Here is a 286-nt window from a genome sequence, read left to right as displayed (position 1 = left end):
CGCTTTCCGGGCTTTCGGCGGCGTGCCACACGAGGTGTTGCTCGACAACGCTCGCGCCCTGGTCTTGCACCACGACCCTGTGAGCCGCGAGGTCGTCCTGCACCCGCGCCTGCACGCCTTCTCCCGCCACTGGGGCTTCCGGGTGCGGGCCTGCGCCCCGTACCGGGCGCGCACGAAGGGCAAGGACGAGCGCGGCGTCGGCTACGTCAAGAACAATGCCGTGGCCGGCCGCCGCTTCGCGAGCTTCGCAGCCCTGGAGGCGCATCTCGATGCCTGGACGCGGGAC

The 286-nt window shown here is 71.7% G+C and carries 1 pseudogene; it reads left to right on the top strand.

Annotation, left to right across the window (positions count from 1 at the left end):
* Nucleotides 1-286 (top strand): annotated as a pseudogene (locus A3761_RS25355) (DDE-type integrase/transposase/recombinase); the annotation flags it as partial.

Source organism: Oleiphilus sp. HI0123, assembly GCF_001635315.1.
The sequence above is the reverse complement of the archived record's forward strand: the minus strand, read 5'-3'. Positions and strand labels throughout refer to the sequence as shown.